At 57.5% G+C, this 24,804-nt stretch carries 19 protein-coding genes; 12 read left to right on the top strand and 7 right to left on the bottom strand.

The window, feature by feature from the left end; genetic code table 11:
• The 4 genes from WT24_RS34510 to WT24_RS35850 form a co-directional block, all read right to left on the bottom strand.
• Entirely contained in the window at positions 1–645 is a 645-nt protein-coding gene (locus WT24_RS34510; protein ID WP_156441845.1) for a hypothetical protein, read from the bottom strand.
• Positions 646–856: 211 nt separating this feature from the next.
• Entirely contained in the window at positions 857–1,522 is a 666-nt protein-coding gene (locus tag WT24_RS34505; RefSeq protein ID WP_156441844.1) for a hypothetical protein, read from the bottom strand.
• Between the two features lie 544 nt (positions 1,523–2,066).
• Positions 2,067–4,709, bottom strand: coding sequence for a DUF2726 domain-containing protein (locus WT24_RS19805; protein WP_060035669.1), 2,643 nt, complete (start codon positions 4,707–4,709; stop codon positions 2,067–2,069).
• A 127-nt stretch (positions 4,710–4,836) separates the two neighbouring features.
• The gene (locus WT24_RS35850; protein ID WP_082742242.1) at positions 4,837–5,679 is read right to left on the bottom strand and encodes a DUF4238 domain-containing protein; all 843 of its coding nucleotides are present in this window, start codon (positions 5,677–5,679) and stop codon (positions 4,837–4,839) included.
• 316 nt (positions 5,680–5,995) lie between these two features.
• Here WT24_RS35850 and WT24_RS33175 point away from each other — a divergent pair, with 316 nt between their 5' ends.
• The 3 genes from WT24_RS33175 to WT24_RS19790 all read left to right on the top strand — a co-directional run bounded on the left by WT24_RS33175 (position 5,996) and on the right by WT24_RS19790 (position 8,387).
• Positions 5,996–6,298 (top strand): DUF4031 domain-containing protein, encoded by a 303-nt coding sequence (locus WT24_RS33175; protein ID WP_082742241.1) that lies wholly within the window; start codon positions 5,996–5,998, stop codon positions 6,296–6,298.
• A gap of 74 nt (positions 6,299–6,372) precedes the next feature.
• A complete protein-coding gene (locus tag WT24_RS19795) occupies positions 6,373–7,428 on the top strand; it encodes a thymidylate synthase (RefSeq protein WP_060035667.1) in 1,056 nt (351 codons plus the stop codon).
• A gap of 32 nt (positions 7,429–7,460) precedes the next feature.
• Positions 7,461–8,387 carry a hypothetical protein gene (locus WT24_RS19790; RefSeq protein ID WP_060035666.1) on the top strand — a complete coding sequence of 309 codons (927 nt, stop codon included), beginning with the start codon at positions 7,461–7,463 and terminating at the stop codon, positions 8,385–8,387.
• Here WT24_RS19790 and WT24_RS19785 read toward each other — a convergent pair.
• Positions 8,384–9,484, bottom strand: a complete 1,101-nt coding sequence (locus WT24_RS19785; RefSeq protein WP_060035665.1) for an ImmA/IrrE family metallo-endopeptidase — start codon at positions 9,482–9,484, stop codon at positions 8,384–8,386. The genes WT24_RS19790 and WT24_RS19785 overlap by 4 nt on opposite strands.
• A 628-nt stretch (positions 9,485–10,112) precedes the next feature.
• Complete coding sequence (locus tag WT24_RS19780; RefSeq protein ID WP_060035664.1) at positions 10,113–11,675, bottom strand: SIR2 family protein; 1,563 nt, start codon at positions 11,673–11,675, stop codon at positions 10,113–10,115.
• A 573-nt stretch (positions 11,676–12,248) separates the two neighbouring features.
• Here WT24_RS19780 and WT24_RS19775 point away from each other — a divergent pair.
• Complete coding sequence (locus tag WT24_RS19775; RefSeq protein ID WP_082742240.1) at positions 12,249–13,994, top strand: protein kinase; 1,746 nt, start codon at positions 12,249–12,251, stop codon at positions 13,992–13,994.
• Positions 13,995–14,267: 273 nt separating this feature from the next.
• On the opposite strand, the gene WT24_RS19770 is transcribed toward WT24_RS19775, so the two are convergent.
• Positions 14,268–14,972 (bottom strand): hypothetical protein, encoded by a 705-nt coding sequence (locus WT24_RS19770; RefSeq protein WP_156441843.1) that lies wholly within the window; start codon positions 14,970–14,972, stop codon positions 14,268–14,270.
• 734 nt (positions 14,973–15,706) lie between these two features.
• On the opposite strand from WT24_RS19770, the gene WT24_RS19765 reads away from it, so the two are divergent.
• From WT24_RS19765 to phaP, 8 genes are all read left to right on the top strand, one after another.
• On the top strand, positions 15,707–17,017 hold the full coding sequence (locus WT24_RS19765) for a site-specific integrase (protein ID WP_257127530.1): 1,311 nt from the start codon (positions 15,707–15,709) through the stop codon (positions 17,015–17,017).
• Positions 16,992–18,539 (top strand): site-specific integrase, encoded by a 1,548-nt coding sequence (locus WT24_RS19760; RefSeq protein ID WP_060035656.1) that lies wholly within the window; start codon positions 16,992–16,994, stop codon positions 18,537–18,539. Before WT24_RS19765 ends, WT24_RS19760 begins: the two co-directional genes overlap by 26 nt.
• Positions 18,540–18,757: 218 nt before the next feature.
• Positions 18,758–20,542: an integrase gene (locus tag WT24_RS19755; RefSeq protein WP_257127528.1), complete on the top strand. Its 1,785-nt coding sequence runs from the start codon at positions 18,758–18,760 to the stop codon at positions 20,540–20,542.
• The gene (locus WT24_RS19750) at positions 20,539–20,976 is read left to right on the top strand and encodes a hypothetical protein (protein WP_059839721.1); all 438 of its coding nucleotides are present in this window, start codon (positions 20,539–20,541) and stop codon (positions 20,974–20,976) included. Before WT24_RS19755 ends, WT24_RS19750 begins: the two co-directional genes overlap by 4 nt.
• A gap of 373 nt (positions 20,977–21,349) precedes the next feature.
• Complete coding sequence (mug, locus tag WT24_RS19745; RefSeq protein ID WP_060035652.1) at positions 21,350–21,880, top strand: G/U mismatch-specific DNA glycosylase; 531 nt, start codon at positions 21,350–21,352, stop codon at positions 21,878–21,880.
• Complete coding sequence (locus tag WT24_RS19740) at positions 21,867–22,490, top strand: DNA-3-methyladenine glycosylase (RefSeq protein WP_060035651.1); 624 nt, start codon at positions 21,867–21,869, stop codon at positions 22,488–22,490. Before mug ends, WT24_RS19740 begins: the two co-directional genes overlap by 14 nt.
• Positions 22,491–22,590: 100 nt before the next feature.
• On the top strand, positions 22,591–23,355 hold the full coding sequence (locus WT24_RS19735; RefSeq protein WP_034208399.1) for a ParA family protein: 765 nt from the start codon (positions 22,591–22,593) through the stop codon (positions 23,353–23,355).
• A gap of 497 nt (positions 23,356–23,852) precedes the next feature.
• A complete protein-coding gene (phaP, locus tag WT24_RS19730; RefSeq protein WP_059506684.1) occupies positions 23,853–24,437 on the top strand; it encodes a TIGR01841 family phasin in 585 nt (194 codons plus the stop codon).
• The last annotated feature ends 367 nt before the right edge of the window (positions 24,438–24,804 follow it).

Below are 24,804 nucleotides of genomic sequence, written 5' to 3'. Positions count from 1 at the left end.
TCACTTTCCCGGCAAGTAGCGATTGAGGTCTGCGCGCGAACTCGTGATACCCAGACCCACCACGCAATAGTCGGCGTTGCGTCGATTTTCGCTATCAGGGATATCGCATCTGAAGCTACCGCTCATTCCGCTGCCGGCGTAGCCATTGCATTGATAGACCTCCGTGTATTGCTGCGCGCTCCAGTCGCATCGCTTCGTTCCGCGTTGAGTGACACCGAGCAAAATGGCAGTCAGCGGGAATCGATTGCGGTTGGTAATGTCCGCTCTGGTAAACCATCGGAAGTCGGGACTTCTTGCTCCACCGTACTGTTGCCCATCGTGGGCCACTGAGACATGAGTCAACGCTAGCGCGGCGATAGCCGGCCTAGCTATTGCGTTTGCTGGGTCAAGCCCTGAAATCGTATGCAGTTCGACCGGGTCTTCGGGAACCGCGGTAGCTGGGTCAAATGGGTCTACAAGCTTTGGCAGCGGGTGCTTTTGGCGGCAGTAATCGGCGGCAATGGTGTACTGCGCGGTGTTTTTGACTTCGCTGCGCCTTGCCTCCATGCATTCTTCGTAGGTGCTACCGTCCGAACCGAACAATCCAGCTACGGCGTGTGCAGAAACCAGTAGGGCTATTCCGCCCGATACCCAACGCATGTTCATTTTTGCCCCCGAAACCCCGTCGCTTCGAGCCTGATGCACCGGCTTACGACTGCGGTCACTCTATATCGGCATGTTAGGTATCACAATGCCCTCAATCACGGGCTTTTTCCCGTAGCGCAGCTGTACACCACCGTCCCACTCGAGTGCCACCGGCGCGCAGCAGGAATCGCAGTGCGCCTGATGGCGTCGTCCATGAACCCGTTGATGTTCGTCAAGCCATAGCCCGGAGCCAAGAAGCTGTAATGCCAACGTGCGTCGCCGGAACCCATCTGCCTATCGCACGCTTAACTGAACCGGAGAAGCCCACCGTATTTGCGACCGAGGGCACTATCTGCTGCACGCCATCTGATATTGGAACAGCACGTTCGAGTAATCTTGAGCGTTCTTTATCTCCCTCAACCACCACTAGCTTGTCCTCACGTTGCACGCGACGAAAGTGGGCATTGTTTAGGTGCGATGCGATGTCTGGTGGCCATGGAAGCTCTGGGTTCATTGCATGCACGGAACGGACTACGAAATAGCCGATTACACAGCAAGTCCCTGTTGCGATGGCATCCCCCTGGAAGCCGGCATAGAAAACGAGATAGTCGCCACGATTCAGGGTTAATAGCTGGGAGCGCTTTGGATGACCAGGCTCCCCATAGCTGTATGTTACGAACTCCGGGTCATAGTGAGCCGGGGCATCCATACCTATGACTTGCGCGAGAGTGCCGCCCCGACGCGACGGAATGTCAGCGTATCTCATGGCATTGTGTACCGGCGCACCTTCCGGAATAGGCACGTATTCAAATTTGCCGTCGGCTTCGACGGGAGATAGCCTCCCGCCGCAGCCACGGTCGATTCCTACCCGCAGGAAGAGAATTTTGGTTTCTGGCATTTTGTTAAGGGAACCTGGGGAGGGCAATGAGATTGCTTCGTCGCGATTTCTCCCTTACCAAGCACCGGCGATGGTGGAGCACCACTCGCAAGATGCAAGATAGTCATTAATTCCGCAAACATATCTTCGAACACGCTGTCAGATTTGATGACGCGTCGATTTGTTTCCAGCATATGCTCGTAAAGCAGTGGGTAGTCTGACTGAAGCAATGGCCCGTTCTCGTTAAGCAGAATGAAATGCTCAAAGGCCCATATTGCATGCCCGTTGGGAGTGACGTCGTACGCTTTCCTGCCCATCCCAACCCAATTCACTTTCTTCGCTATTCCTTCGTCGCCACGCCAGGGGCTCGTTCCTCCAATACCGATTACATGGTCGAAGCTCCAGTTCCGTACCCGTCCCATGCAATCATTACATCCAAAGAGGCCGCTTTCGTTGGGGTCGCCCGTATGCGTTCTTTTGTAGACGAGAATCTTTGGTCTGTTTTCCCGCATTGTGCTTTCTCCGTGCTGATTCGCTGCTGCGCGTCCGCGCCTAACGCGGGCGGCTAACCGCCAATCCCCAGGCCCGTCAGGTCCTCCAGCAACGCAACGGCCTGCTGGTAGCCGGGCATATCCCGCCGGACGCTTCGCACCAGCTCCTCCATATGTTCGGCCACCTGACTGCGAATGGTGTCGGCCGACGGGCTGCCCACCGGCCTGAGACGCATGAGCGGTACGCCACCCGCTTCGAAGATGCGGTCCTTCTTGCCATCGCGCTCAAGCTGCTTCTCGGTGTCGTGATAGATGCTGTCCACTTCGATAGCAAGCAGCGGCAGGTAGGTAGTGGTCGACACCACGACCAGGTCGACGCTGGCCATCAGGTAGTACGAGAACTCCTCGGAGGTGACCATCTCCTTCATCCGCTCGTAGCTGAAAATGCTCTGTAGCGAGCAGTTCGGGAACACCAGATGGTTGGGGCACAGTTGAACCATGGCCCGATAGATGGTGTGCTCGCGTTCGCTGTTGAACACCTGCTTGACGGCCGCGCTGGTCCCACCCGAGCGGATAATTTTCGAAATGACGGTGTGCCGGGATTCCTGCGCAACGAGCGGCCGGATATGCGGATTGAGCCGGTAGCTGTTGCCAGTCTCGAATATCATGCCATCGGCAAGCAGCCGGCGGTAGTGACGGCCCGCCCATTCCCCGCTCATGCCCGCATAGGTGCCCAGCTCTTCGAAGTTCGCAAAGCTGTTGACCGTATCGAGCACGGCGAGGACTTTGCGGGCCTGGGGGCTTAACGCCGGCCAACGCGCCAGCGCCGTCTTTTCGAATTGCTCCTGCTTCTCGCATTCGCTCAACCGCTTGCGAACGCTCTGCACGAGCGGGGCCGTTGCGGCCGCATGCATGCTCGCCCAAGGGCCTTCCGTGAGCACTGCCTGGAAGTGGCGCAACGACTCAGACGCCGTCGCCTGTTGTATCAACGCCTGCATGGCGGAAGCAGCGGTTGCCTGATTCGGGCCACCAAAACAGTTGCCATAGGACATGAAGGCCTGGGCGGTGTCACCCGCCTTGTATTCGAGCTGGGCCAGCACCAGGGGGGCCGTATCGAGCAGGTCATCATGCAGCGCCCGCACCATCCGGTACGCGGGTGACGCACCCAGGTCCGCGTAGGCTTCGGCCGCAGCAGCAAGCACGGGTGCCACGAGGTCGTGCCAGCGCTTGCGGTGGCTGTCATCCATCAGCGCGCGCAATTCAAGCACGCGTTCCATCTCCGCGAGAATCCGGTTGGCGGAAGGCTCGTCGACCGACAGCTCGCGTTCGGTGGTTTTCCAGTCGAGCACCGGAGGCCTTGGATAGGTTTCACCGCGCTCAATATACCGACGCAACGACTGGACGGCGAAAAACGCGCGCTGGCCGTCAGTCGGCGCGACGCTGGCCAGCAAGCAGGCAAAGGACGGCGACTGCTCTGCCAGCCAGTCCAGCTCGGGCAGCGCGACGGGGGTGTCTGCATATTCGCCAACGAGCGCGTACTGATTGTTCGCCACCAGTACGTGATACAGCGTCAATAGCGCGTCGCCGCGTTGCAATGTAGCAGGAGCGTGCTCGATAAGCCGGAGAACAAAGTCGGGAATCGACGCGAGGCTGAAACCACACTCGAGCACCTCGGTGGCGTTGCCCGAGAGGTACAAGTACGGGGGTACGTTTTCGTCCCTGATGTCATCCGGTTGTGCACAGAGCCTCGTTACGCCCGCAATCAACAACCGGTCAGCTTCCTCCCCGGTGGAAATGGCAGCCTTGACCAACAGTTTCAGGCCGTCACACAGGCCGAAGCCCAATCTATCCGGATAGCGGGCATCCAACCCGCCCCAGCCGTCTCGTCCGGTATGAGCCACGTCAACCAGAAAGGCCCACGCGAGCGCCGTGAGCGAGCCGCTGGGGCCGGAATCCATGTGCGCCGCATCGAGGCTAGCAATCCCCGGCGTCGGAAGCGAACGGATTTCAGCGACAAGGGCTTCGACCTCATCGGGCGCCACATCCAGCGACGTCGTGTCGAGTCGGAATATCCGTGCAAGCAAAGCCTCCTCGGACGTGCCAGTTTGCTCAAGCACGCGACAGGCGTCTTGAAAAATGGGCAGTAAAGCCGGCAAGCCGTCAAGCGCGACCCGCTCCTCTTCGGTGTAGTCCTGCTCCCAGTCATCGCCCTGCATTGTGTGCAGGCGCAACACCACTCGCCGCAGATGCCGCAGCAAGGTTGCACTCGGGTGCCGCGCAAAGGCCTGCACCGTGACATCCAGCGCCCGGGTCAACCCCTTCACCTCATACGGGTCAAGGCTATAGTAGAACTCGAATTCGGGCTTCAGGTGGAAGTCCGGCACACGTCGCCGCAGTTCTTCCAGTATCTCGAGCAACTCGACTGGCGAAACGCCCCGACTGGCCGAATACCATTCCTTCTGCTGGGTCAGCCCACGCAGTTTGCAAAGAAGCAGCGGCACATGCGCATGCTCCTGGTCTTGCCGGGCAAAGGCCGAAATCGGCATCGCCCCCAGTTCGAGCAACCCCGCCCAGTTGCCCTCACTGCGCCGCAGTTCTGCTTCCCGGGTGAACTCGTCGACGGTAATCGAGGTTTCGCTTGTCGCACCCCGCTCGTTTACCGGCCTGGCGGGTTTGAGAGGTTGAGGCGCCGTACGTTTCTTCTTGTGGCGAGTCACTGTGTGCTCCGCTAGGGGAAGACAGACAAAGCCAATCGACCTAGTCACCTAGGCGCTAATCATAGCGTGCCGCGCACGGACACGCGGGACGAGCCGGCGCAGGCATCCGCGGCTCCACAAACCAAGTCTAGCCAGCGACCAATGGAGGGCGCCACTGACGTCTGTTAATTCCAGTTCCTCGGACAAGGCTGTCGACAAGCGCCATGTCTCTACCAAAAACGTTGTGCTGTGCCTGGTCCACCACCGCGAGATTCACGCGTCGCACTTGGTCGCGAGTAAGATGCCTCCGGTCAAGCCGGTCGCCAATGCCAGACATTGCCAGCGTTGACACTTGTGACAACGGAAGAAGTGTTATCACCTCCGGCGCGAGGAAGCCAGCGCCGGCATATACGCCCTCGTCCGGCTGGTCTCGCCAAACCCGGCAAACGGGGCTATCGCTAGTAACAAAGGAAATGCGTTCCGAATCGCGATGCCAGATAGTCCAGTTCAGCCGCAGGAAAACATGAGCAAATCTCGGTGCATGCCGCAACATCGCGCCAATGGCCTCCGCCCGGTCACCCCCCGGGTCCGGCGGTTCTGGTAGTGCCTCCACCTCCTCACGCCTAGCTCCATGCGCCCGAAAAGCCTCCAACCAGGCTGCGTACGCTGGTGTTCGTGTGTACTGGAACGCCACATACGTTGCCAGCGTCATCCGGTGGTCGTCAGTGAGCTCATCGCCATTATCGACACGCCGAATCGAGTGACTGGCAGCCGTCTCCACATCACCAAGCGCCGCTTCGATATCAAAGAATCGGTTGCCCTGCTCATCTTCGTACGCATAGTAGTCGCGCCGGTGAGCAACCTCTGAGGAGCGCTGAGCTCGGTACACGTTCCGAACGCGGTCATAGACAGCGAGTCGTTGGGCGTCATCGGCACAAAAGCCATCGAGATAGAAGCGAGGGATGAAATGGTGACGCCGAGGCTGGTTCATTCAAACCTTCACGTGGTTGGGCTTTGGGTCAGAAGTCGTAGCGCACTACCAGGTACCAAAGTACTTTCTGCCGGCTGCGATGTGTGCCTAGACGCGTACATCGAGGGGCCGGCATCGAATGCTAATTACTGAGGCTCTGTATCCGAAGGCTTCCTGACCAGAAGTTTGCACCCGGAATTCATCAACTCGGCAGCTCCGAAGACGCATTGTGCGCCGCACCGACCAGCGAACAGCACGAGAACAGTCCCGTTGTGATTTCGAGTATCATCCTCGGGGAGTAGAGTAAAAGTAAAAGGGTTTTTGCGAAGGAGAGACCTTGGCTGTCTATGTAGACAACGCTCGGATAGCGTGGCGCGGTCGCCAGTGGTGCCATTTGGTTGCCGATTCGCTTGATGAACTGCACGGGTTCGCGACGTCTCTGGGACTGAAACGGGGCTGGTTCCAGGCGCAGGCCTCGTTGCCGCATTACGACGTCACTGTCGAAGTTAGAGACGTAGCATTGAGTCGAGGCGCGATGCAGGCCGACCGACGAACGCTCGTTTTGCGTGGCCGCCAATTGAAACTCGAACTCCAAGAATCGCTCGCAAGAGCAAACGCTCAGTTAAGATTGTTTGAGTGAGCGTTGAGTTTTGCGCCTTCTCAACTTTCGCGGTTTCATAGGCGACTGACCACGCCTGGTGTGCCGCTCTCGCCATGTACCTGACCGCAGACACAATCGATGACCTGCTGAACAAGGTTTATCGTCGCCTTCTGAGAAAGCGCGGCGCAGGTGACATCGTTCCAACGAAAGGCGCCATAACCGAAATAAATGGTGCGCTTCTACTCTTGAAAAACCCGAGGGCCAGACTAAGCCAAAGCGAAAGAAAAAATACCGTTTTCAGTTGCTTAGGCGAATTCCTTTGGTATCTCTCAGGCTCCGACAGACTGGACTTCATCCAGTATTACATCAAGACGTACTCGGAATTTTCTGACGACGATGAGACGATTTTCGGTGCCTACGGCCCACGCTTATTTGGCTCAGATAACGCCCCCAACCAAGTACAAAACGTAATCCGGACACTCCAGGCAAGCGCCCCGTCGCGCCGGGCTGTCATTCAGCTCTTCCACGGGGAAGACCTTGCCAAGAACCTCGAGAAAAGGCGCAAAGACCTTCCTTGTACGTGCACGCTGCAATTCACCGTCAGAGACCATCAACTACATGCGATGGTCATGATGCGTTCGAATGATGCCTTCATGGGGTTGCCCCACGACATCTTCGCGTTCACCATGCTGCAAGAACTCATCGCTCGCTCCCTGGGAGTCGAAGTCGGTCAATACAAACACGCAGTCGGCAGCCTTCACCTCTACGTAACAGACACCCAGTCAGTGTTCGACTACCTCGACGAGGGCTACCAAGAACGCGTTTCAATGCCTCACATGCCAGCAGGCGACCCTTGGCCAACGGTAGTGAAGGTGCTACAAGCCGAGCGCCAGGTCCGGCAAGGGAAGCAACCGAAGCTTGACGACCTTCCTCCCTATTGGGCCGACCTTGTCCGGTTATTGCAGGTGTATCGCCACTCTCGCAAAGGGGCTCGTCAAACAGACCGGGAAAAGCTGGTCGACATCAAAGAGCAAATGACGACCAATGTCTTCGACATTCACATTGCGAAACGCCAGCGTCAAGCGCCAGCGCCTTCTGCGCCGATGTTGTTTGATGGCGCTGCCCTCGATGCTCAGCAACCAGCAAGCGCCGACTCAAACAAACGATAGTTGATAGAACCAACACGGTCGATGGCCCGAACATGAAGAATCCAGTTCTCACCAAAAAGCTCGACGCTATTCTTGCGGCGTATCGTATCAACGGCAAGGTTCTACCCGGCATATCAACAGTGGAAGAGCGCGAAGCCTTGGTCGCTCAAATCGTCGATAGCGTCGCGCGCATCGACTACATCAAGGCTATCGCAACTCGGCCAATCTCTCTGAAACGTCTTGACCCCAAGGACGCGGAGATGTTTGACCCGCTGCGTGCCGCGGTTCATCACATGCGCAATGGTAACGTGGACGAGGCGTTTTGGCTGGTATTTCTTTTCGTAGTCTGCGGCAAGCACTTGAAGAAAGGCTATGGTCTCTTGCGAATGGTCTACGGTGCCTACAATGACAAATTCACTTGGACTTGGGATAAATTCTCAAGAAATCCAAATCAATTTACTCTATGGCTTCATCAACACCTCGATGACATCGAGGCTCAGAAGGGTGACTTCCCGTTCGGAAACCACCGCAAGTATGAAAGTCGAGGAGAGCTAGACATCGTCCTCAAGAGCTACGCCGCATGGATTGGCCCCAAGCGGTCACATGCGACGTTCATAGCAAATGCGAAAGCTGAGGTGGGAGACGACCCCAAGAAGCTATTCGATTACCTGTACAAAAAGATGAAGGCCGTTCAGCAGTTCGGTCGAACGGGCAAGTTTGATTACCTGACGATGATTGCCAAAGTTGGGCTTGTAGATATCGAACCTCCGTCAGCGTACATCATTCATGCGACGGGCCCGGAGCGCGGCGCGCGCCTACTCTTCAGCGGCGCCGTCGACAACAAGACCTATTCGAAGAAGAAGTTGGATGAACTCGCAATCGAACTCGAGAAGGCTCTGGGCGTTGGCATGCAAGTGATTGAGGACTCACTTTGCAATTGGCAAAAAAGTCCCGCAAAGTACAAGCCGTTCCGCGGCTAAATGGCATTCCACTTGTAGCGATTTTTCAAATTGTTATAGATTTTTTGGCTGACCAAGCCACGAAACTGCATCTGTCCGACGACAATGCCGTACGATACCCCGGCGTCGCGAGCGAGCCTCATGATGCCCTTGAGCGACTTTGACGCCTCGGGCAGGCGTGCCTGCAGGTGAGGAGGAATAAGTTGCTCCGTGGCGAACTTATTGGCCTCTTCTTCCTGGGGAGACATGGGCCCGTCCGACGTCTCGAGAATCATCAAGTCGGCGTCCCAATGTAGAACCAGGTGTCCCGCCTCATGGAAGAAAGAGAACCAGAACTGGTCGTCGCTGAGGTATCGGACCGACAATAACAGCACAGCTTTGTCGGGGCCACCAAAGAAAGTGGCGCCGCTCGCGCGACAGCCCTTCGGGGCCTTCACAATCACAACAGCAACCCCGCCCTCAGCACAAAGCTCCTGAAGCTTCGGTAAAAATTCAGAAGGGTTCGGAATATTGGTCAGTGCTCGTATCTTCGGAAGCTGAGCTTTGAAGAGTGCCGGACTCCACTTCTTACACTCAATTTTTTCTGCTTCGAGTTCACCCCGCCGAAGCCATGCTGCGGTCGCGACCTCGTCCTCCTCGAACGTGTCACTCGTACGAAACGCGGCCGCGCCTTTCGTATCAGAATACGAACGACGCCAAGCATCCAAGTTCGGCACATCGAAGAACGCAAGGCATCGGCGAAGCCTCTCCCGCTTGTCCCTAGTCGGCTCGACCCAGCCAAGCTCTTGCATCTGCTTGAGCGGAAGACTTTTAAGCCAGCCTTGGTACTCGACGTTGTCTGGGTCGACACCATCGGTCAGCATAGCAAGCTGCTCGCGATACTGTTCCTCTCGACACAACCAAAAACCGGCAGACGCGCCAAGCTCCGCTTCTAAACCTTTGGCGATACGCGCCGTGAGAGCGCATTTCCCCTCTAGGAGGTCATCGAAGTCGTCCTCGGACATATCGACCGATTGCGCTAAGTGCGTTGAAGCAACTCCTCGCGACTTCATCAAATCGCTGATTGTTCGTCCAGGCGGAATGGCCCACATGGGAGAAAATTCGGCGTCAGCTCTCATTGGTACGCTCGATAGACAAGATTTTCACGCGCGTTACCTGCGCCCAGTCTAGGGCTCCCGGCTCACCTGGCGGAGGACGATTGTTGGCCTCGGCAACCATACGGTACTCGTCGTCGATTGGAATGACAATTCGGTCATGCGCTGCCTCGTCGAATCTGCCGAAGCCCCATTCAACGTACTTGAGCGGAGAATCGGCCGCGCGCAGGTCCGCTAGCCGACTATGAATTGTCCGCCCAGCTACCTCCCCGTACTTCAGCTTCGCCGAACGCGGACTCTCACACACCGCTCGGACCTTCTCGTCTTTAAACGCCAGTTTTATGGGCATCGTATGAACTATGCCGGCGGCCGATAGGTTAGCCAGCCTACGTAACGCTTACATGGGGAGCGTCATCGCCTGTCTTTACGGATTGTGCAAGCTTCTACGAGACTGTGAGCCGTCGGCTCGAGAATCATGACACATGCTTCTCGCAGATTTTATCAATAATCCGGGCTAGACCGATGAAACTGGATACAACGGCCCTTGATGGTCCGGTGCTACCGTAGTGGGCCATACGCTCAACGAGACACAAAACCTACGCCCCCCCACCACGTGCGCCAGCGCTTCGCTCATGCGGGATTTGTTACCCGCCTATTCCCATCCGTACATAGCACGGTCGTACAGGCAAGCCAGCTTACGAAACGCCGTGGAATAGTTCGAGGTCTGGAAGCGGTCAATGTTCGCGGCAAGAAACTGCCCAATAGCAGCGTAGTCTTCGCGCTTCCAGTCAACGAACGGCAGATACTGCGCAACGATTTCCGGCGTGAACCTCTGAATCATCTCGGAGACACTCAACCCGCGGTAGTTCCGCATGTACCCCTTTGCCAAACTCTTTGCCTTGAAGTCTGCGGGCGTCAAGTCGACGTAGCGGTCCACATCGTATTCAGATAGCTGGTATTCGTCTCTATCATTGATGCCTGCGGCTCGCAAAAGAAAGAAAATCGGAAGATACTTCAGGCCCTTCGATACCTGCGGCATCGCCTCAAGAAGCACACGCCGCGCCTCGTAACCCTTGTTTCTGAAAATGACGTCTTCGAACAGGTCGATTGGCTTAATGCCACGATAGCCGACATCCCCAAGGCGACGTCTCTCTTCTTCCTCTCTCTCCGCCGCCACGCCGACGCCTACAACGAACTCGATGTCTTCGCGCCCATTGACCTGGTCTACGTCGACCACAACAAGCTTACCATGAGGCTCGGTCGATTTTACGAGTTCGTATAGCTGCTCCTTGCAGTAACGAAGCACGCGGGCAGGAATCTTTCTCTTCGTCGACTCGATAGCCTCATAGATTCCCACGAATGAACCCGCCCTAATTAAGGTGATAGGGATTTGGGTCTTCTCGAGGGCGATAACGGTTTGCGAAATCGTGTCATCCTCGCCTTCCCGAGCACGCTGCACAAAAATCAGGTTGTTGTTGAGCTGCTGAAGCTTGTCGGGTCCGATGCAGGCGCAGATTGCTCTGAGCAGTGAAATAATATTCTCGTCATTTAGTGAGTAGCCCATGAAGATAACGGGGTGCTCGACGAAAATCGTGATGAGCTTCGCCGCCAGATATGCATTGCGCTCGTTAAAATCCTCATAGTCATCGCTCGTAAGCACCAAGCTTCGCGGCGTATTGACGCAGCCGTGAATTTTGTATATTTCACCGATGGATTGCGGATTCGAGAATAAAAGCTCGTCTTGTCCGACATACACCCTGTAGTCGGGAAAAAGTGTCTGAAGGAACGTATCCCAGTTGGTGGTGATGATGCCGTCAACGTTCAGGCGGCTTAGCGCGTCGAGCTCATCCGCGAACTCGCTCTGGCTAAGGTCTGGAACGCCGACGCCCTTTAGATAGTCGCAAATTTCGACCCGAAGCGGCCCCGTTCTCTCACCGATTTTCTTCGAGTGCTTCTCTCGGCTAACCGCGTAAGCCTCGTGAGTCCACCAAAGCTCATGGAAGTCTTCGGCCATTGCGGCAGCGACGGCGGGCAGGTCACCATTTACGGACGAAAGATAGTACTCGTATGGCTTGATGTGCTTGCAGAAACGGCGGAGTAATCCTGCCCAGTCATCTAGACCGAGGTATCGGCGAGAAAGACCAGAACCTGCGAAAAGAAACGGCCCCGAACTGTGTGCGTGCAGCTGCTTTGCGAGAACTTCGGAAATGGTCATGGCATCACGTCGAAGGGAGGCAAATGGCACTTGATTCTAGCCCCTCGCTTCTGCACTTTCGACGTATTCCGCACCTCGTTTTCACCCGCGGGCCAACGCGAACGCTCGCAAACGTTTTTCGTCGAGGGCGAAGTAGTTCTAGAGTTAATGGACTTACCATCGATTGCAGGAAGGTCTAACCCCTCTGGTGTGCGGTACGGAGCAAGGCAGTTGCGCCGAACGTCGCCGTTCTCACTCACTGAAGTACGCATCCGTCAAGTGCCAGCACGCGTAGCCGCCCCGGAGAACCATCTGGACAAACGGCCTGCGTCGGTGACACCTCGACATTGTCGCTGCGGCAAATATCGGGAAATTGCCGCTTCGGCTCTAACGTCTCACGATGTAGAGCTCCGCCCCGGGCCAGTCGCAGCAGACACTACGCCCATCTCACGTGGAGGGTGCCAAATTCGTTACGTCGAATAGTGGAACGAGCGCATAATTTCTTGGAACGTATCACACACGCACGCCAACATCAAACTCGGCGAACGTGCAGATTCATTGCGTCTTCAACCACAGCTAAGGGACTAAACAGCAATGTCGTCGAGACGGAAACCGCTGACCAAGGTAGGCAATTGGCAATTGGGCGAGAGATTGGGGAAAGGCGGAAACGGCAGGGTAGTAAAGGCTACGAATGCTGGACAAACCGCAGCCGTCAAAATACTAACAAGAAGTTGGGACACCCAGCGCCTCGCCCGGTTCCGTGACGAAATCTCAGCGATGCAGAAATGTGAGCACCTTGGATGCATCCCAGTTATCGATTTTGATATCCCTGAGAGGCCGTCAGATGAACGTCCGGCTTGGTTCGCGATGCAGCTAGCCCAACCCATGATGGATGCATTGGGCGATAAGCCAACTCTCGCGGAGGTCGTCACTAGCATTCGGGACATCGCACACCTTCTGACTGAGATTCATGCACTCGAAGTCACCCATCGTGACATCAAGCCCGATAATCTGTTCAAGTACGCTGGGAAATGGACGGTAGGCGATTTCGGTCTCGCGGATTTCGAGGGTAAGGAGTCTCTGACGCTAGAAGGTGAACGTATCGGCCCCGTCTTCTACATGGCGCCAGAGATGCTCAATGACGCGTCTGACTCGGACGGAGAGCCCGCAGATGTGTACTCGCTTGCAAAAACCCTCTGGGTCCTAATAACTGGTCAGAACTTCCCACTTCCGGGAGTTTTGTCGACAACAGTTGAAGCGCTACGCGCAAGTTCATATGTATCGGACGCTCGTGCATCGTTACTTGACGCAATTCTGGAAGCTGCAACCAAGCACGTGGCGAGCGAACGACCAACTATGGCTGCCTTTGCTCGCGAGCTTGACGCATGGTTATCCCCTCCCGTGCTAAAGACCGACGCCGCAGAACTCGACCTGTCCGACCTTGCACCGGTCCTTGCCGTACCAAAATATCAGATGGAGACGGCGCAAGCGGCGAGCAATGAGCATCAACAGCGTTTAAGCGAAACCGGCGAGCGCATCCGCGAAAAGCTCCGACCTATATTCCTTCGACTCAGTGAGGCCTTGACAAATGCAAATTTCATTGGAGTGGGCGTGCAGGTCGACAACTACTATTGGGGCGGCGAGTTGCAGGCGACCGTTCCACGCAGAGATGAAATTCGCGAGTTTGCGCGTCTGAAAATGACCATCGGTTGCGATTTCAGCGACGCGACTTCCGCAAAGATATCGGCAAATTATCAAATATCCCGAGATAATCGACCGCCCACCGATGTCTGGACTGAATCGGTCAACTTCTTGCCTGGTGGAAGTGAAGAGGACGTAGAAATCGACCGCCTCTTTTCTGCGATTCGCGTTCAATTCAAGTCGGTCGTCCAGCAAGTCATCGAGTTGGATGGGTCCATCAATCAGCGAAGCACGCTCTTCGCCGACGACAGTCCCTACGCACAGATGCTGTCGGTGCAGGACAGTCTCGGTACGACGATAGCATTTGATGGGAATCTGCGGCCACACCCTCGTGCAACGGGCAAAACTGTTCAAGTTGGCCAACGTATCGACTTCGTGGCACTGGCAATTGACCCGAAAGAGGAACCGTTGGAGTACCAGTTTAAGACGTTGCACCAGACCACCGATAGCGGCTGGACCGATTCAAACACGTGGAGTTATAAATTCACTGCAGACGACATAGGTGAGGAGCGCGACATATCTGTTCGCGTTCGGAGTAAACGCGAGCATCGTCGCTTCGGAGGCGGTGAGAAGGTGCACTCTTACGACGACCTGATACAGCTTCGCTATACCGTAATCCCTGCATCGCCGTCGGAATAGTTGAGCAAGGACCACAGGGGCGCGTTGCCGTAGCGGCGGCTGATGTAGGCTTCGTGCCCCCGCTTCAAATCCTGCCGTCAGTCTCTCAGAGTTCGATAACCTGACGCGAACGACTCCGGAGCTTACGCAGACAGTTGCTCGTTTTCGGGAAGGCGTAGCTCCACCGAGCGGCGCGGGCGGGCTTCTCAGCTTGGGAAGTTGGGACTCGTCGGCCGGCGGTGACGGCAAATGCCATGCGCTCACCCCGCAGTTGGAGATGTGGCGTTTCGAGAGCTACTTAAATCGCACTTGCATCTTGCGGCTCATCAGCCTACCACGCGGGCCAACGGCAAGGCGTCCATCGCGCAGCGCCTCATACCGGTTCGCGTAGACCGAAAGGTTGCCATGTGAGACGACGTGAACTTCCCTCGGCTCCTCGACCTCGACGCGCACGTCCGCATTCGCGCTCGCCGCGGCCCGCGCCAGAGTACGCGCCAGGAGGATGCTCGTGGACTTCGCTGCCAAAAGCGGCGAATTGAACGTCAACGTACGCGCATGGCATATCCGGGCGATGCGCACTAGTTCGTCGACCTGCGCGCGAAGTACCGCGACATCGCGAGGGCGCACGCTCGTATCGGGCAGATGCACGCGCAACTCGCGGCCGTAGCAGGACGTCACAATCATCGACGCCTTGCCGGGGTTCAGCCGGAAGTACATGCTCTGCAGCGGCAAGAAGGTCACCAGCAGCAGTGCTGTTGCAAGGTTGCTTCCGGGGTTCAGCCACGCATATGCGCTTGTCGTCACCATACAAGCAAGCGTAATGTAAAGGGCGTTCACGCGCGCGAAGCATATGAATGCCACGCGTTGCACAGGCGTGGAAATCCACCAGTCCAGCACGCGGCCTACCACTTTGTGCCCGAGCGAAAGGATACGTGACATCAGACGGCCGAAATTGAAGCCAATCGTCTCGAATCCTCGCGCAGCATTGTTGTTGCTCATTAGTGCATTTCCTCATCGAGTTGCCGCAGCTCGGTATGGCCTAAGGAGGCTGTTTTGGCGACATTGTCCTACTTGCGCCTTTCGAAGATAACGGCCGGGGAGAGAAACTCTTTAGCCGACCTGTCTGAGGCTCAACAAGAGCTTGGCTCGGATGTCACGAACTGGAGCCAGTCAATCTAGAGCGCTGCATCATCGCGGGTCGGATTCTAGCGCTCACCATATAGCTTCTTTTATTCAAAACGCAAGGGGCTGTTGACATGCTGCTGTTTCTGATGGGTTTTAATCCGATACGTTCGTCAATGTGGTTTCATTGGCTTTCGAACATCGTCAAGTCGAGTATGACCGGGCAATAGATATGAGCAATTGGTAACCTGTTGATACGTTGGAGAAAAATCTCTATTTCTCGCCGTCGATGTCTACCTGGATGTTAATTAACGAGCGGGCGTGGATATCGTTAATGAGTTAACAAGCCTCCCGCCGAACCATGAAGTGTTCGCCTAAAGTCGGGACATGTGCACGCGGTCAGCACTTCGCTGTAGAGTAATTGAAATATTTGAACTGAGGCCGTGTATTTGCTATATTGGTCGGTGGGTGCAACGTTCATTCGAGTTATGTCGAAATTTAAGCTGTAAGCGGCCTCTTTGCCGAAGGGCACCTCGCCTATTTGTGAGAGGGTACATTTGCGAGGATGTGATGTGGCAAGCAATCGACCTGAAAGGCCGGAATCGTCTTGGATGTGCTGCAAGCAGTTCGCTCTTTCAGCAGTCGGCCATCAAATGTTGACGCCCAAGTACGTCGCAAAGCGTATTCGCTTTCGCAACGGAGAACGTCATTCGGTTTTGCAGATTCGGAATGGTCTTCCGGTTCACGAAGTCACTCTGTATCTGGACAAATATAGAAAGAAAGGGCGAGCCGCAAACACCATCCACTTTGTTTGCCTGACCTTGGCGTTGCTGTACCGCGAGCTCGATAGAGCAAAGGTGGACCTGCTCGGCCGCTTGGCCAAGGGCCAATTTCTCGATATTCCCGAACTTAACCGGCTCGCGTCTGCCGCGCAGTTCCGGGTGGACGACCTCGACGAGGAGGTAGCGGACAACGGCACGCCCAACGTCATAAACCTGCGGCGTGTTCGACTGCGTCGGAAGGGGGGCGAGGCGGAACGCAACGCGGTTGATGTCGCCACCCAAGCCTCGCGGCTGAGGTATATGGCTGACTATCTAGCGTTCCTGTCCGACTATGTCGGAAGCTCGTTTCCCGCGTCCGAACGTGAGACTCTCAAGGCGGAGAGTAAACACGCTCTCATCGCATTCCGCGCAAATATCCCTGAAGTTTCAAAGCGAGCCAAGTTGAATGCCCGCGTGGGCCTCACTCACGATGAGGAGGACCGACTTATGGCCATTGTCCACCCTGATTCTCCGGATAACCCGTGGGAGCGACGGTTCGTCCGCCGGCGCAACTGGCTGATTGTTGTACTCCTTCTGGCAACAGGGATGCGGCGCGGAGAACTTTTGGGCCTGCAGATTGGAGACCTGCACTCCAATCAGCCGAAGCTGCGCATCATCCGTCGTGCGGACGCCGCCGAAGACCTTCGCCGAATTCAGCCCAACACGAAAACGTACGACCGGGAGATTGAGCTCAAGCCCGCCATCATGAAGAGGCTATGGAACTTCATCAACACCGAGCGTCGTGCAATCAAGGCGGCCCGGAAAATCCCGCAAATCTTTGTCTCTGACGAGGGCGAGGCGCTCTCACCGTCGAGTATCGATAAGCTGTTCGCACAATTGCGCACGGCATGTCCTGGGTTATCGGTGCGGATGACAAGCCACGTGATGCGTCACACCTGGAACGACCGATTCTCCGAGCAGGCGGAGGCACTCGGGCTTAGCGATGCTGTCGAGGAAAAGGCGCGCAACGAGCAACAGGGCTGGAGCGACAACTCGGCAATGGCAGCCACCTACACTCGTCGACATACTGCCCGTAAGGGGCGGCAGGTCGCGTTGAAGCTACAGGAGCGACTCGATGCACAACTTGGTCAAGACGAGTAGAGAGCCTGTAGGCGCTCTCGTGCCAATAGGTCTGCCGGAAACTGCGTATACGAAGCGGGGCGTTGCGTTCCACCCGAACGAGGACGTATGGGAATGGGTTGACGGGCCTTTCAGGCTACACATCGACTTTCGCCGTATCGATGGGTATTTGGCGCCGTTCCGACAGCCACTCAAGCAAACTCTGTTGATTTTTGCGAGAGGAAGCTCTACTAGCCATCTATCTAACTTATTTAAGGCGTTCAATCACTTCCTTGTGCGTCGAGACCAGTCAGTGTCGCTATCGTCCATCACGGTTGCCGAGGTATCGAATTACGCGGCGCGTCTCGGGAGCCACGAGAAATGGCGTCTGGGCGTTTTGAACACCTTGCTTCAGAAATGGGGCGCGCTCGGTCTGTATGGCGTCGAGCCAGAATGCATCAAGTATCTTCGTGAGCGACGTAAGCCCGGAAATGCAAGGGGAAGAGCCGTCCTAAATCGAGACCCGGCCAAAGGCCCCTTCAGCGAAGCGGAGTACACGGCTCTGTACAAAGCAGTTGACACGGCGTATGGCACCGGGGAAGTATCGCAATGGGTTGCCCTCCTGGCACGACTACTGTTTGCTTGCGGAGGCCGTATCTCCCAATATGCGTCCCTGAAAGTGATGGACCTGGCGATTCGCGATGGGTTTTTCGTCCTTTCCCTCCCTCAAGTCAAGACGCGAGAGGTTCACTCGCGCGTGTCTTTCAAAGAGTTCGACTTAAGCCCTCAGACGGGGCGCCTCGCCAAAGACTACATCGACAATCTCAAAGCGTTGGGACACGGTGACGAGGCGGCCTTATTTCCGGCAGATGTGGTTATGCCGCTTGGACCTACAGAGGCCCGACGTGCCGACGATGACCTGTTTTATGGTCACTGTGTTAGCTCGGCACTCTCGCAGGTGTTCAGTTCCACTTTGAATGCGATTGCACCGCCTACCGAGCGCCTTCAGTTCGCGCCTATTCCGGTGGCTCCTAGGCGGTTTCGATATACCTTCGGCGTCCGTCTCGCCGAAGAAGGTGCCAGTAAGGCGACCATTGCGGACAGGCTGGGGCATGTTGACCTTCAACACGTAGACGTCTATGTTCAGGCGTCACCTAAGATTGTCGAAAATATTGACAAAGCCATGGGTAAGCAGCTAGCCCCTCTTGCCCGCGCGTTCAAAGGCCAGTTGGTGGAGGACGAAAAGCACTCAACGCACCAAGGCGCGCTGGGTAGCCGCATTGTTGACTTTCGAGTATCGAAGATGCCGGTCGGCAGTTGCGCGGGCAAGGGAGGTGGGTGCGCGTTTAACAAGCCGGTCGCTTGCTATACCTGCTTCAAGTTCGAGCCGTGGCTTGATGCTCCGCATGACAAAGTGCTCCTGCGTCTGCAAGTGGAACGCAAAAAGTGGGCAAGCGACGAGCGGCTCGCGGCAGTCAATGATGACGCCATACTTGCAGTGCAGGAAGTCATTGCCGAATGTGCCTACGTTTGGGAGCAACGCAGGGGGGAGGCGAACTCGTGAGCACAACCATCCTTCATTTCACTCCTTGTGCGGAGCTAGACCCTTTAGCAAACCTGAAGGCATTCGTAGAGTTGTGTAACCAGGCCGAGGTACTAGGCGCTCACAAGCAATTCGGATTGAACATCTGGGAGGTGGGATATCGGAAGGGCCATAACGTTGTCCAAAGAGTTGTGTTCAGTACCCTAGAGGCTGCCAGTGTTCGCGCTCGCGAGCCGTCTATGCCGCAGCCGTTTCTCGACTTCGCCAAGGCGGCGTTAATTTACCTGCAAGACAAGCGCCCAGTTGTTTCGCACGGCTGTCGTATAGCCGCCCTTCGATGCCTCGAGGCGGCTTTGAGGGAATGGAGTAGAGGTTCCAGGCCGACCGCCGTTGATGCGGGTGTGTTGGATACAGCCCTCGAGTTGGCCAAAAAGCAGTTCACCGCAAAAGTTGCGCATCACGTCGCCGGGCAGCTTGAGTTAATAGCGGAACTGATGACTGACAAGGGCTTCATCTCACTGCGGCAACTATGGGTTCATGGGATGAAGAAGCCGGAGGAGCTTGGGTCCAGAATTTCGAAGCATGCACTGGAGGCGCGACAAGAGAGACTGCCGTCGGCGGCTGCACTGCGCGCATTAGCCAACATCTTCCGCCTGGCTATCGAACCGCGGGATGTGCTCGTCTCCAGCTATATGGCGTTATTGATGTGCGCGCCGGAGCGCATAAATGAGGTGGTGCGGCTGCGGCGTAACTGTCTCGTTGAGGGCGACGGCGAGTTTCGTGGAAAGCTGGGGCTACGCTGGACTGGGTCAAAGGGGTTTGCGGACACGACGAAATGGCTTCCTTCCGAAATGGTACCGGTCGCGAGAGACGCGCTCGCAAATCTTCTTCGGTTGTCCACGCCTGCTCAGCAGCTTGCTGCTTGGTACACGGCTAATCCAACGACCATTTATCTGCATCCAGCTGCGTCGCACCTCCGTCGCAAAGATGTGCTGACGATGCGTGAATTGGCGCTGGTCTTGTGGGGCGATGAGACCTTGACCGACCAAGCTTCTCTTTGGGGGCGGGTCACTCACACGCTTGCGAAAGTGGAACTGGATGGACGGCGGATTGGCTTTCGCTTTGATGACGTTGAACGTACGGTTGTCGCGATGTTGCCAGCAACGTTCCCCTACGTTCCAGGAGACCCCGAACTCAAATGTGAAGACTCTGTCGGTGTTGTCAGGACCAGTGAGATGCATTCTCGTAAGGCGCCGTACCTTTGCATGTTCAGTTGCGTCGACTACGCCGTCATCGTGAATCACCTCGGAGGCGAGAATAGGATGGCGTCCATCTTTGAGCGCTTCGGTTACACCGAGGACGACGGCTCACCCATACGGGTCAAGAGCCATAGTTTGAGACATTACCTGAATATGCTCGCACAGATGGGTGGCCTTACCAGCACAGAGATTGCAATCTTTTCTGGTCGCAAGGACATTAGGCAGAATCGAGCATACGACCACATGAGTTCGGACGAGGTGCAGGCGCCTATAAGTGAGGCGTTGAAGGCCGGATTTACCGTGAATCTGGTAGCGGCTTGCGACCGCGACCTGATTGCGCGTTGCGAATTCGAGGAGATGCGCATCGCCTCAGCGCACACGACGGAATATGGCTGGTGCAGTCATAACTTCGCCAGCGAACCGTGTCAGATGTACCGGGATTGCATCAACTGTGAGGAACACGAGTGCGTCAAGGGCGAAGCGCATAAGGAGGCCAATCTGCGTCTGCTGAGAAGTGAGACAGAATATCTCTTGAGGGAAGCTCGCGAAGCCCTGGATGACAGAGAGTACGGCGCCGACAATTGGGTTAAGCATCAGACAGCAACGCTCGAGCGGGTCAATGCCTTGCTGTCCATCCTAGAGGACGCGTCGGTGGTTGCCGGAGCTCGAATTCAACTCGACTTGGCAAACGCTCCGCTCATTACTGCTGAATGCGGCCAACGTATCGAGGTACTCCCGACTTCAGGACGAGAGGCGCTGAAATGAGGAAGATTCGCTCCCCCGACTTGACCGAACAACGCATCAAGGCCGTAATCGACATCCTTGATGACTGGAGCGGCAAACTTACATGGGAGTTGCTGTTAGACGTCGTGGAAAAGTCCTTAGGTATTCGTTACTCGCGCTTCACCTTCGCGGAGTACCCTGAGATTGCAAACGCGTTCTCGCTCAAAAAGGACGCCCTACGCGGCACGCGGACGAGCCCAGGCAGCCGGCCCCGGGATAACCGCCTGCGGGCCGCGCTAGAATTAGTGGACCGATACAAGGCCAAGAACGAGCGGCTTGAGGAGGAAAACCAGCTTCTGCTTGAGCAGTTCGTCACGTGGGCCACGAACGCAGAGCGTAAGGGCGTCACTCTGACTATGCTCAACGCGCCACTTCCGAAGCCCGGGCGAGACCGCACAAAAGGCGTTAAGCGATAGCCTTCCGTCCCCTGGGCAGGGCCGACCCAGGCATTCCAGCAATGCAAAACCGACACGTTCTTGCTTAATGTCTACTCTTGGACATCGTCAAAGCCTCTACCCACAACTTTGCACGGTGAGACAGGTTTTCGCCCCAAAAAAGGGGGGGCATGGAATTACCAACATTCCGACGTATTACGGACCGCTGAAACCCATTCACTCGGCCACATCTGGGGCCTACCAACGATTTTTAGTGTGTATAACCGTTCTGATCGCAAGTCGCACCCCCGCATCACGATGGGCCCGAATGTCCGAGTCAAGCCAGTCGCTTGGCCCGGGTTTTCGGGCCTTGCTTCGTTTACGTCGCGCCTGCCCGCCGCGCTCGGGATGAAACGTGGCTGACGCACTTCCCGACCTCATCGCTCCCCGTCTCGACGTCCTGTTCTGCGGGATCAATCCCGGCCTGATCGCGGCCGCGACCGGCCATCACTTCGCGGGAAGAAACAACCGCTTCTGGCGCGTGATCCATCTCGCAGGCTTCACACCGACGGAAATTGCGCCGCAGGACGATCGCGCGATACTCCGTTACGGCTGCGGGCTGACGGCCGTGGTGCCGCGACCGACCGCGCGTGCCGATCAGCTTTCGCGCGCGGAATTCATGGCCGCGGCCGCCGCGTTCGAACACAAGGTCGCGCAGCATGCGCCGCGCTTCGTCGCGTTTCTCGGCAAGGCGGCGTATTCGGCGCTGTCGGGGCAGCGCGAAGTCGCGTGGGGATCGCAGCCATCGCGCATCCGGCAAGCGCGGGTGTGGGTGCTGCCCAACCCCAGCGGGAGAAACCTCGCATTCGCGCTCGACGATCTGGTCGATGCGTATCGTGAGCTTCGTCTCGCGGCGATGACGGAGAAGCACGATGCGACGCAGTAAGACCGCGGCTCCATGGCCCGGCACCATCGTGTCGCGCGCATTCTTCAACCGCATGGCCACCGAGGTGGCGCCGCAGCTGCTCAACAAGATCCTCGCGGCCGCGGACGGCCGGGCCGGCCGCATCGTCGAAGTGGAAGCGTATGCGGGCGCGCTCGATCCGGCCGCGCACACCTATCGCGGCAAGACGCCGCGCAATGAGACGATGTTCGGGCCGCCCGGGCACCTCTACGTTTATTTCACGTACGGCATGCACTGGTGCTGCAACTGCGTGTGCGGCCCGGACGGCGCGGGAACGGGCGTGCTGATCCGCGCGCTGGAGCCGCTGCACGGGCTCGAGCGGATGCGTGCGGCGCGACCGCCGCGGACGCGCGATCGCGACCTGTGCCGCGGGCCGGCGCGGTTGACGCAGGCGATGGGGATCGGCGGCGCGCAGGATGGCGTCGACCTGGTCGGCGCGCATGAAGGGTTCGCGATCGTCGACGACGGGATGGCGCCGCCCGCCGATCTGGCGGGCGGGCCGCGCATCGGCATTCGCGTCGGCCAGGATCTGCCGTGGCGGTGGAGCGTGCCCGGCAGCCGGTACGTATCGGGCGTGGTGCCGCGCAGGTAACGGCTGCCGCACAAGTCGCGCCCAATTCGACCCGCGTCACGCCGCCGCCATGATTGACCGGCTAAGCTGGCCGTTTCGACGTTTCGATCGAGGGGACACCATGCGGCGGGTCGTATTCAACCAGAAGGGCGGCGTGGGCAAGTCGACGATCGTCTGCAACCTGGCAGCGATCAGTGCGAGCGAAGGATTGCGCACGCTCGTCATCGATCTCGATGCTCAGGCGAACTCGACGCGCTACCTGCTCGGCGACGCCGCGGCCGACGCGCAACCGGGCGTCGCCGGCTTCTTCGAAACCGCGCTGACCTTCAACTTCCGTCCGGTGGACATCGCGTCGTTCATCCACGCGACCCCGTTCGACGGGCTCGACGTGATGCCTGCGCATCCGGATCTCGACACGCTGCACGGCAAGCTCGAATCGCGCTACAAGATCTACAAGTTGCGCGATGCGCTGAACGAGCTCGACATGTACGACGCCGTATACATCGACACGCCGCCCGCGCTGAATTTCTATACGCGCTCGGCGCTGATCGCGGTCGAACGCTGCCTGATCCCGTTCGACTGCGACGATTTCTCGCGCCGCGCGCTGTACACGCTGCTCGAGAACGTGAAGGAAATCCAGCAGGACCACAACGCGGCGCTCGAGGTGGAAGGGATCGTCATCAACCAGTTCCAGCCGCGCGCGAGCCTGCCGCAACGGCTGGTCGACGAACTCGTCGACGAAGGGTTGCCGGTACTCGCGTCGCGGTTGTCCGCGTCGGTGAAGATCCGCGAATCGCATCAGCAGTCGACGCCGGTGATCCATCTCGAGCCGACGCACAAGCTCGCGCAGGAGTTTCGCGCGCTGCATCGCGAACTGGCCGGCTGATCCCGCGCCCGACCGCGTCGACCGGGGCCGCTTCAAGCGGCCTTTTTTTATCGCGTCCCGTAATTCGTCCGATTATTGAATTCGTTATTAATAAGGCCGAAAACGATTTCATGGAAAATCCAGAAAAACGATTTCACAGATGGTTTTTGATTTCCAAAGAGGGCCGGTTTTCTAATAAGCAGAATAATGAATTGGTAAATATTGCGCGACACCAGGTTACGCTATGCTGCAAAAGGTAAAAATGCATTGCGGGTCGGAGCAGGTGAGATCAGGGTTGCGAGGTTGGCGCCCCGCAAGCTTCGGCGGTCGCTCTAAAGGGTAATAAGGGTTTATACCTATCATTAATGCCACTTAATTGACAATTAATCGCTCTAGAATGGCTTCCTTCAACTGCCTGCGCCCAAATGGGTGACGGGTTGTCAATAAGGAAGCGGGTGTCGATCAAGCTTCCATTTTTTCTCAAGTCGTCTCTCGCATTGCTAACAGGAGCGTGCCCGATGTCCGTATTTGCCCCCGAAAAACTCGCCGCCGATTATCAATCCGGTATCGCCGCCTGGTTCGCGATCGCCCGTCCGGCGATCCACGGTTTCGAGGCCGTCGTCGAACTCAACCTGCAGGCGGCCAGGACGGCGCTCGAGGAATACGAGGACAAGCTGAAGAACGCGTTCAACGGCAACAACCCGGCCGCAGGCTTCGCGCAGCAGGTTGCCGCGCCGCAGGAAGCGGCCGGCAAGGTCGTGTCGTACGGCCGCCATCTGTTCGACATCGCGGTGTCGACCCAGTCCGAATGGGCGAAGGTCGCGCAGGCGCAGTACGAGCAGAACGACAAGCGTCTGAAGGACGTGCTCGGCGAACTGTCGAAGCATGCGCCGGCCGGCTCGGCGCCGGTAGTAGCCGCGCTGAATTCGGCGCTGTCCGCGGCGAGCGCCGCGGCCGACTCCGTGCGTGCGGCGACGGGTCAGGCGCTCGAAGCGGCGCAGAGCGGCTTCGATGCGGTCAGCGAAACGGCCACGCGCGGCGCCAAGCAGACGGCGGCCGCCGCCCGCAAGGACGCAGCGGCTGCGCGCGAATCGGCAGCGTAACCGCGTGAGTGCGTGTCGCGCGCAGGCGCGACACGATTGACCGGCGCCGGATGACGCCGGACGCCGCGTGTGCCACGCGGGGTCCGGCGAACGCCCGGTGCGCCGCAAGACGACCGTGCACGGTTGCCCGTGCCGCGGTGTGCCGTGCCGCCGGTGCGAACGGATGCTGCCCGCCATGCGGCGGCATGCGGCCGCGCTCGCGCCGGATGGCCCGGCGCACGCCATCGCCACGTGCAGCCGCCTCGTGCCGGCGTCAGAACGACGAACTGATTTCAACGCAGGGATTGAACATGACGGATGTAGTGATCGTATCGGCCGCGCGGACCGCGGTCGGCAAATTCGGCGGCTCGCTGGCAAAGATTGCGGC

This window comes from Burkholderia sp. MSMB1078WGS, from assembly GCF_001528895.1.
GTDB lineage: Bacteria > Pseudomonadota > Gammaproteobacteria > Burkholderiales > Burkholderiaceae > Burkholderia.
The sequence above is the reverse complement of the archived record's forward strand: the minus strand, read 5'-3'. Positions and strand labels throughout refer to the sequence as shown.

Coding starts and splice junctions, on each gene's coding strand:
- WT24_RS19775 (WP_082742240.1), top strand. CDS start 12,249: ATGTCGTCGAGACGGAAACCGCTGACCAAGGTAGGCAATTGGCAATTG.
- WT24_RS19795 (WP_060035667.1), top strand. CDS start 6,373: ATGTACCTGACCGCAGACACAATCGATGACCTGCTGAACAAGGTTTAT.
- WT24_RS19770 (WP_156441843.1), bottom strand. CDS start 14,972: ATGAGCAACAACAATGCTGCGCGAGGATTCGAGACGATTGGCTTCAAT.
- WT24_RS19755 (WP_257127528.1), top strand. CDS start 18,758: ATGCCGCAGCCGTTTCTCGACTTCGCCAAGGCGGCGTTAATTTACCTG.
- WT24_RS19785 (WP_060035665.1), bottom strand. CDS start 9,484: ATGAGAGCTGACGCCGAATTTTCTCCCATGTGGGCCATTCCGCCTGGA.
- WT24_RS19765 (WP_257127530.1), top strand. CDS start 15,707: ATGTGCTGCAAGCAGTTCGCTCTTTCAGCAGTCGGCCATCAAATGTTG.
- WT24_RS19740 (WP_060035651.1), top strand. CDS start 21,867: ATGCGACGCAGTAAGACCGCGGCTCCATGGCCCGGCACCATCGTGTCG.
- WT24_RS19790 (WP_060035666.1), top strand. CDS start 7,461: ATGAAGAATCCAGTTCTCACCAAAAAGCTCGACGCTATTCTTGCGGCG.
- WT24_RS19750 (WP_059839721.1), top strand. CDS start 20,539: ATGAGGAAGATTCGCTCCCCCGACTTGACCGAACAACGCATCAAGGCC.
- WT24_RS19780 (WP_060035664.1), bottom strand. CDS start 11,675: ATGACCATTTCCGAAGTTCTCGCAAAGCAGCTGCACGCACACAGTTCG.
- WT24_RS34510 (WP_156441845.1), bottom strand. CDS start 645: ATGAACATGCGTTGGGTATCGGGCGGAATAGCCCTACTGGTTTCTGCA.
- WT24_RS19760 (WP_060035656.1), top strand. CDS start 16,992: ATGCACAACTTGGTCAAGACGAGTAGAGAGCCTGTAGGCGCTCTCGTG.
- WT24_RS19735 (WP_034208399.1), top strand. CDS start 22,591: ATGCGGCGGGTCGTATTCAACCAGAAGGGCGGCGTGGGCAAGTCGACG.
- phaP (WP_059506684.1), top strand. CDS start 23,853: ATGTCCGTATTTGCCCCCGAAAAACTCGCCGCCGATTATCAATCCGGT.
- WT24_RS35850 (WP_082742242.1), bottom strand. CDS start 5,679: ATGAACCAGCCTCGGCGTCACCATTTCATCCCTCGCTTCTATCTCGAT.
- WT24_RS34505 (WP_156441844.1), bottom strand. CDS start 1,522: ATGCCAGAAACCAAAATTCTCTTCCTGCGGGTAGGAATCGACCGTGGC.